This window comes from Oleiphilus sp. HI0086 (genome assembly GCF_001635225.1).
In genome coordinates this window covers 1-8,213 of record NZ_LWFZ01000665.1, presented here as the reverse complement: position 1 = coordinate 8,213, position 8,213 = coordinate 1, and the positions used below count along the sequence as shown (strand labels likewise).

The window sequence follows — 8,213 nt, the reverse complement described above, 5'->3', positions numbered from 1 at the left end:
GTTTGTAAGCGCTCCGGCGTTCCAACATCGAGCCAATAGCTCTGGATACGCTCACCACCAACTCGCTGTGCTTCAATCGCAGTTCGTAGCTGAGGGCCCAATTGCGAAGGGCCAGGTTTTATATCCTTAAAGAAATCTCGGTGAAACAAAGCAATTCCGGCATAGGTCAGGTGCTTGCCATCATTTGTATTCGCTGACAACTTACCGCTACTTTGTAAGACAAAATCCCCTTTTAAATTGTGCTCAGGATTATCCACTAGCGCGAGATAAGCCTCCCGCGACTCATTGTGAGTAGAAGCGTTATTCAGAAATTCAGCAATATTCAACTCACTATAAACATCGCCATTGATAAGCAAAAACTCTGGCTCGGCTTCGTCCGTCAACATTGAAAGCGCTTGAACAATACCACCCGCCGTTTCCAGAAGTTCAGATTCGTGACTGTAATGTATACGTAGGCCCCACTTTTCGCCATTCCCCAGGCTAGCCGGAATTTGCTGAGCTAACCAATGCGTATTAATCACCACATCTTGAATACCTGCCGCAGCGAGCTTCTCTAAGTGAAATTCGATCAGGTACTTCTCACCTATCCTCAATAAAGGCTTGGGGACATGCTCCGTCAAAGGCCGCATACGCTTGCCAAGGCCTGCTGCAAGAATCATCGCTTTCATGAAGAAGCTCCCAGCTTTTCTGATAGCCCAGGCAATACCCTCTGCTCAAGAAAGTGAGTCAGCTCCTGAAACTCAGGGTAAGCCGCACTGACTTTAACGATATACTGCACCGTTCTTGGAATATCATTCAAATAGCCATGCTTTCCATCTCGCAGGGATAGACGAGCAAAAATACCGGCCGCTTTCAGATGCCGCTGCATGCCCATTAAGTCGAAATCTCGTTTGAACTGTTCAAAGCTCGCTTGTCGCTCAGCCGAATCACTCAATAAGTCGTAAAAGTCTCTGCACCAAGACTCAAGCTGCTCGTTTGGCCAAACGATGTAACAATCACGAAGCAGGGAAACCAGGTCGTAGGTGTTAGGACCTTGCACCGCATCCTGAAAATCGATTATTCCCAGCTCTTCACCAACCACCATCAAATTTCGCGCATGATAGTCACGATGGACAACGACTTGTGGTTGAGCCAAAGCACTTTCTTCCAAAGCATGAAAGCTTGCCTTTAAAAGCTGCCTCTCGTCTTCACTCAAATCAAGACCAAGCTTTTTCTCAAGCAACCAGTCTGGGAACAGGGCCATTTCCCGTTGCAGCAGTGCACTATCATAGAGTGGTAGAGCATAATCATTTGCTGGCTTAAGACTTTGGATCTTTAGCAGCGCCTTCATGGCTTGCGCATAGTGTTTATTACCACTTTCTATCACCGGGCTATCGGGATTCAGGTAAGGCAACAATAGCTCATCTCCCAAATCGCTTAATAATAGAAAGCCTTTATCCAAATCAACTTTTATCAAAGCCGGAACATTGACCCCTTGCTCTCGCCAACTACGTGCCAAGCAAACAAAGCTATTAGAGTCTTCCTTTTCAGGGGGAGCATCCATTGCGATTAAAGACTGGCCGGGCTGTTGAAAGCGGAAGTAGCGCCTGAAACTTGCATCGCCCGAGACAACCGAGAGCTCGGCTTTTTCTATCTCCAATGCTTCGGCAACCCAGGTACAGAGTGCTTGATACCGTTGATCCATCAATTAATCCTAATGTGTTTTCTTCTATTGAGTTGAATAAGACTTTATCGCTTTGGCTATGTATGCGTCAGTGTATATGACTAAGAAAGGCATGACCTTCATTCGCTGCGGCTATCCTAATCAAATTATATGTGCGCAGCAAAACTTAGCGAATTAAAAAAATGAGAGAATAAATCCAAGCGACTGGCTTTGAGTCTCAACAAAAGTTAAATGACATCCCTCCTGGCAGCGTTTATTATTCGCAACTAGGTTTGTTCATTAAACTAGCTAACCCTCTCGCTACTCATACTGGATCTCTGCATTGCCAACATTATCGCCATTTAAAGCTCCATCAAAGCGCATCTTCATAAGAGCAGTGCCTTTAATGTTAAGCATGAGCGCATCTGTCTGGGCAAATGATAATAGTTCGCTAACAACAGAGGCATGCTCATCAGCAAAGTCTGCGTCACCTTCAACAGAGCTGACATCAGAAAAACCGGTTAAGCCTGAAGAAGGTATTGTGATTCACGCCAAGGAAGTTAACTACCTTCCTGATGAAAACCTGGAGCTTAAGGGCGATATCGAATTTACTCACGGGCCTTACCATGCTCAAAGTAATGAAGCATCCATTAACAAAATTAGCCAGACAGCTGAACTTAAAGGCGACATCGTACTAAGCAGCCCCGATCTGATACTAAAAGGTGACAGCGCAACGGTAAATATGACCAGCGATAGAGTTTCGGTCATCAATGCCAGCTTCTCGAACCCCAAAACTTCAATTAACGGCAAAGCTTCAGAAATAACACGGGCAGACGAAAATACGCTGCTCATTCATGATGGCTTATTTACCAGCTGTCCGCCCGAGAAAAGAGACTGGGCCTTCGCTGCAGAAAACATTTCTCTCAATAGAGAAGAAGGCTTCGGCCAAGCAAAAAACACCCGTTTTCTGATTAAAGATACGCCTGTGATGTACATTCCCTGGTTTTCGTTTCCGATCGATGACCGCCGTAAGTCGGGCTTCTTATATCCTTCATTCGGTACCTCAAATACAGAGAACGGCATATTTCTATCGACCCCCTATTATTTTAACTTAGCGCCCGACTACGATGCGACGTTTACGCCCAGCTATGTTCATGGCAGAGGGGTACATTCCGATCTAGAACTTCGGCATGCTAGCACTTATACCAATAGCGAGCTCAACTTAGGCTACATCAGCAAAGACAAGTTCTATAATAGCGAGCAGAAAGCAATCGGCCCAGATGACACGGACGCTCGCTGGGGCCTCAGCTTTAGTCAGGATATCAATGCGCATCATGACGGCTGGTATGGCACGCTCAAATATAGCCAGATCAGCGACTTTGACTACCTGGATGATTTGAACCAGGGGCTGAATATAAACCGAAGTGATAACCTTGATCGAAGGGCTGAACTCCATTATTCAGAGGATAACTGGCGATTCAGCTTCTTGATGCAGCAATACAAAAGTATCGATGAAACACTGCTGGCAAGCGAACAAGCTTATCAACGCTTACCTGAACTAAATTATCAATTCGGTTCTATCTACAAACAACTGCAACTCGACTGGCACAGCCAATATGTCTACTTCTATCGTGACCAGGAAGGTCTCGTCGGGGATGAACGTATTATAGGCTCACGCGTTCGACACCAGCCCAAGGTATCATTGCCTTTATCTAAGAGCTGGGGCTATATCAGCCCATCTGTAAGTATCGACCATACCGACTACTTTCTTGAAGATTATACGCCTGTCGACAATAATATCTCTCGCACCATTCCAATTTATGAACTTGATGCGGCTTTATTCTTCGACCGAAGTTCTTTATTCAGTGAAAGCCAATTCTTCAAGTCATCCACGATTCGCCACAGCTTGGAACCACGAGCTTACTATGTGAATGCCAAGAGCGTAGACCAAGATGCTCTTCCTAATTTCGACAGTACCTTACCTAGCTTCAACTATCAGCGACTGTTTAGTCCCTATCGCTTTAGTGGCGGTGATCGAGTCGGTGACAATAACAGCCTGACGATAGGTATCACCAATCGTTGGACCGACATGCAAACTGGGCAAGAGAAAGCTATTGTCAGCATTGGCCAGGTTTACCACTACGATGATCGCGAAGTTGGCATAAATGGCGTTGGAGAGGCCGACCGCAAAGACTCCCTGCTGGCGACCGAGTTTATCTTCCGTCCCTATCCAGGTGTAGAGCTGGCAACGAGTGGTTTATGGGATGCCAGAAACAACCAGACCCAGGAAGGCAATACGAGTTTGCACTTACACAGTCAAGACTACCGTCATGTGCTGAATTTCAGCCATCGCTATATCCAGGGTGAGCTAGAGCAAATCGACACCTCTTTTATTGCGCCTATTTATCCTCAAACCAGTCTAATAGGCCGTCTTCGTTACGACCTTGAGGAAGAGCGCAGCATTGGTTCGCTTGCAGGCATTGAATATAGTAGCTGCTGCTGGCGCGTTCAATTGCTAAGTCAATCTTATCTAGATAGTGATAGCGAAGTCTTACATGGGTTTTTGTTCCGTTTTCAACTAAGTGGTGTTGGCGGTTTTGGACAAAGTACCCGTAGAATGGATCAACATATTCCGGGCTATGCGGCCCGAGAAGAAATTTTAAATTAGAGTTATTTATAGTTATGGCGATGTTTACTCACACCCACAAAAAATCACCTTCAATTCTGAGCCTATTATTTAGCACCCTACTAGGACTTAGCTGTATGGCCTCTGTGGCTCATGCTGAAGAAAACTCTAGACCTGAACTGAGGCCAAATGCAGTACTTCTAGACAAAGTCATCGCCATTGTCGATGACGATATCGTGATGCAGTCTGAGCTAGCCCAACGTGTAAACTCGATCACTAAACGCTTACAGCGCCAGAATACCCCTCTTCCCTCGTTGTCAGTTATGCGACAGCGTGTGCTTGATCAATTAATTCTTGAAAGCATCCAGCTACAAATGGCAAATCGTACCGGTATTCGTATTGGTGATGCCCAGCTTAATACCACTCTAGAGAATATCGCTCGTTCGAATAACATGACGCTCTCTCAGTTTGAAGCGCAACTTGAGCTAGAAGGCGACACCTACGCCAGTGCTCGTGAACAAATACACCGGGAAATGGTCATCTCCAGAGTTCAAAAAAGACAGGTTGACCAACGCGTAAGAGTCACCGAGCAAGAGGTTCAAGCATTCTTAGCCTCAAAAGAAGGTCGAACACAATCTGGCCTTGAGTACTTGATTGGCCATATCTTAATCGCACTCCCTGAATCAGCAGATAAAGAACAAGAAAGAGTAGCGCTAGATAAAGCAAACAACATTCTTAAAGAACTCAAGGCAGGTGAAGATTTCCAGAAAACGGCTGTTGCGCAATCTGACGGTCGCCAAGCACTTGAAGGCGGTGTAATTGGCTGGCGTAAAGAAAGTGAGCTACCAACTATCGCAGCTGACATCATACCCAGTTTGGCCATTCAGGAGCCCTCATCACTTATTCGTACCGGAAGTGGCTTCCACATTGTTACCGTGCTAGATAAACGCGGTGGTCAGGAAAAGCTAATTGAGCAATCGCAAGTCAGACATATTCTGATTTCACCAAGCGAGATTAGAACTGAAGAAGAAGCAAAAGAAATCATCTACAAACTTCACGAACGCCTACTGGGTGGAGACGACTTTGCTGCCATAGCCAAGTCCAATTCAGATGACCCGGTTTCCGCTATTGATGGTGGTAATCTTGATTGGGTTAATCCTGGTCAAATGGTTCCTGCTTTTGAACAAACAATGACTCAGACAAACGTAGGCGAGTTAAGTGAGCCTTTCCGTTCTCAATTTGGCTGGCACATCCTTCAAGTAACAGAGCGACGCGTGAAAGATATGGCAGAGTTGATTCAGAATAACCAGGCTCAGCAAACCCTACATCGCCGCAAATTTGAAGAGGAGCTATCCAACTGGCTGCTCGAAATAAAGGGCGAAGCTTATATCGAAATTAAAGAAGAGTTTGCAGAAGAATCCTAAGCATGGCCGAGAATATTTCTAACGCCCCTCCTGTACTGGCACTCACGCCTGGTGAGCCAGCCGGTATTGGCCCTGAATTAGTCATTCAACTAGCGCAAAGCGAGCTAGCCTGTTCACTGCTTATTTTTGCTGATAAGCAAATGATGGAAGAACGGGCGGCACTCTTGAATCTTGGCTTCTCAGTAAAAGATTGGCAGGAGTATTCTCGGCAAAATGAACCTGGGCTATATATTCAACACGTCTCGCTCGCTCGCCCTTGCCAAGCCGGTCAGCTCAATGTGGCCAACGCCTCCTATGTCGTTGAATGCCTTGACCAGGCGATTGATGCTTGCTCATCAGGTCGTGCCGATGCCTTGGTTACTGCCCCCTTACACAAAGGCATCATCAATGACTCGGGTACTGCTTTCACAGGGCACACCGAACACCTGCAAATGCGATGCGGCGTTAGTAAAGTTGTGATGATGCTAGCAAGCCCTCGTATGAAAGTGGCACTAGCAACGACTCATCTTCCTTTAGCAGAAGTTAGTCGTAATATTACCCCTGACAACCTGAAACAGGTCATTCAGATTCTCATTGACGACCTGAAGAGCAAGTTTGGTATCAAGCAACCACGTATTCTCGTGGCAGGCTTAAACCCTCATGCAGGTGAAAACGGCCATATGGGCAGGGAAGAAATCGATATTATTGCGCCTGTTATGGCAAGCTTTAAGAGCCAGGCAGAATTACTAGGCCCCTTACCTGCCGATACCTTATTCAATAAAAAATACTTAGAAGAAGCCGATGCAGTACTGGCCATGTATCACGATCAGGGCCTACCTGTGTTAAAGTTCGATGGCTTTGGTGAGTCGGTCAATATTACGCTCGGCCTGCCGATCATCCGTACTTCAGTAGACCATGGCACAGCACTAGATCTCGCTGGCAGCGGGCAAGCAGATGTCGGTAGTTTGAAAACGGCCGTAGATATCGCTTTGCAAATGGCGTCCGCTCAAGGCTAAACAAACAGTTTAACACCCAAAATTCAAGAGAAGGCAGGCAAGATGGCTAAACACAATCAGAAAGCAGGTCACCAGGCTCGTAAGCGCTTTGGTCAAAACTTTCTTCATGACGACGCAGTCATCAGCCGAATCATTAGCGGCATCAACCCCCAACCTGATGATCGTTTGGTAGAGATTGGGCCTGGTCTTGGTGCGCTTACTGAACCCTTGCTTGAGGCAAGCGAAGGAAATCTCCAAGTCGTAGAGCTTGATCGTGACTTGATCCCTATCCTGCGCACAAAATTCTTTAACTATCCCGACTTCGTCATTCACGAATCAGATGCCTTGAAGTTCGACTTTGATCAACTGGCAGATGACGAACATAAGTTAAGAATCGTCGGCAACCTGCCTTATAACATATCAACACCGCTCATCTTTCATTTGCTGGAAAGCATTACTAACCTGAAAGACATGCATTTTATGCTACAAAAAGAAGTAGTAGAGCGTATGGCTGCAGCACCGAGCACTTCACACTATGGCCGCTTGGGTATCATGACTCAGTACTATTGCCGTGTTCAACCACTGTTTATTGTCGGCCCTGAATCATTTGACCCGGCACCAAAAGTTGAGTCAGCCATTGTCCGCCTGGTTCCGCATGCTACGCTTCCTTATCCTGTTGAATCGGTAGAGCGTCTTCAGCATATTGTACGCACAGCCTTCACTAAGCGTCGTAAAACTCTACGTAATGCGCTCAGCGGCGCAGTAGAACCTGAAGCACTTGAGGATTTGAATATCGATGCAGGGCTGCGACCAGAGAACCTGACGGTGGAACAGTTTACTCAGTTAGCGAATTGGAAAAAGTACTAAGAACTAGCTCTCTAAGCCTTACCAAGGCAGAGGCTCAACTCTTGATTGCCAATGCATCGTAGCCAGGTCATCTGTTAAGACCTCTGTTTGCGCCACTACCTTTCGCCAGTAGCTTATTCGCTCTTGGTCACTTAGATTCAAGAAGTCATGACGATCAGGGATTTTCTTATAAGGCAGGCTGGCCACAAATTCTTCTGATGGCACCAGCATAATCGTCTTGGCGTAGTTTGCTTTGCTCGGTTTTCGCCAAGGTCGATATTGATTGATCCAGCCCTTGTCAAACCAGCCCGGCACCGGAATATTCGCAAAGTGTGGAAACAGAACAAAACCATCTTTAGGCAACAAAGGTAAGTCAAAAGCATAATCTGTAATGCCCCCATCTTGGGGTCCTAGGGATTTTGCCTCCATATATCGCAAAACCCTCTGAAGCTCCCGTCTGCCGTGGCCTGTAGAGGGCTATTAATTTCTAATTCACCAAAAATTTGTTATCTTCTTTGACCTTTAGGTCAAAGAATGAGCAGAGACAAACGGCTATCAATTCTCACTGCCGCGGAAATCGAGGATTTATACAGCGTTCCTTCCTTCAACGAGTCTTATCAGCGGTTTTACTTCGCGCTAAATGATAAAGAACTTGCGGAGCTATCCAGAATACGGCAACGCAAGTACCGTTGTGTTGCCGT

At 46.3% G+C, this 8,213-nt stretch carries 8 protein-coding genes; 5 read left to right on the top strand and 3 right to left on the bottom strand.

What is annotated here, in order from left to right; all coding sequences use genetic code 11:
- Together murU and A3756_RS09745 are read right to left on the bottom strand one after the other, a co-directional pair.
- Positions 1 to 668, bottom strand: a 668-nt coding sequence (gene murU, locus A3756_RS09750; protein WP_068553419.1) for an N-acetylmuramate alpha-1-phosphate uridylyltransferase MurU, incomplete at its 3' end; no start/stop codon positions are given.
- Positions 665 to 1,684 (bottom strand): aminoglycoside phosphotransferase family protein, encoded by a 1,020-nt coding sequence (locus tag A3756_RS09745; protein WP_068508884.1) that lies wholly within the window; start codon positions 1,682 to 1,684, stop codon positions 665 to 667. The genes A3756_RS09745 and murU, both read right to left, overlap by 4 nt.
- 373 nt (positions 1,685 to 2,057) lie before the next feature.
- On the opposite strand from A3756_RS09745, the gene A3756_RS09740 reads away from it, so the two are divergent.
- The 4 genes from A3756_RS09740 (at position 2,058) to rsmA (ending at position 7,533) form a co-directional block, all read left to right on the top strand.
- Positions 2,058 to 4,310, top strand: coding sequence for an LPS-assembly protein LptD (locus A3756_RS09740; RefSeq protein ID WP_068553418.1), 2,253 nt, complete (start codon positions 2,058 to 2,060; stop codon positions 4,308 to 4,310).
- A 95-nt stretch (positions 4,311 to 4,405) separates the two neighbouring features.
- Entirely contained in the window at positions 4,406 to 5,692 is a 1,287-nt protein-coding gene (locus A3756_RS09735; RefSeq protein WP_068511090.1) for a peptidylprolyl isomerase, read from the top strand.
- A 2-nt stretch (positions 5,693 to 5,694) separates the two neighbouring features.
- Complete coding sequence (gene pdxA / locus A3756_RS09730) at positions 5,695 to 6,687, top strand: 4-hydroxythreonine-4-phosphate dehydrogenase PdxA (RefSeq protein WP_197470102.1); 993 nt, start codon at positions 5,695 to 5,697, stop codon at positions 6,685 to 6,687.
- A gap of 42 nt (positions 6,688 to 6,729) precedes the next feature.
- Positions 6,730 to 7,533: a 16S rRNA (adenine(1518)-N(6)/adenine(1519)-N(6))-dimethyltransferase RsmA gene (gene rsmA, locus A3756_RS09725; protein WP_068511087.1), complete on the top strand. Its 804-nt coding sequence runs from the start codon at positions 6,730 to 6,732 to the stop codon at positions 7,531 to 7,533.
- A gap of 18 nt (positions 7,534 to 7,551) precedes the next feature.
- On the opposite strand, the gene A3756_RS09720 is transcribed toward rsmA, so the two are convergent.
- Positions 7,552 to 7,941 carry a hypothetical protein gene (locus tag A3756_RS09720; protein WP_068509196.1) on the bottom strand — a complete coding sequence of 130 codons (390 nt, stop codon included), beginning with the start codon at positions 7,939 to 7,941 and terminating at the stop codon, positions 7,552 to 7,554.
- Between the two features lie 105 nt (positions 7,942 to 8,046).
- On the opposite strand from A3756_RS09720, the gene A3756_RS29220 reads away from it, so the two are divergent.
- Positions 8,047 to 8,213: DUF4158 domain-containing protein (locus A3756_RS29220; protein WP_156490389.1), on the top strand; the 167-nt coding region annotated here is incomplete at its 3' end.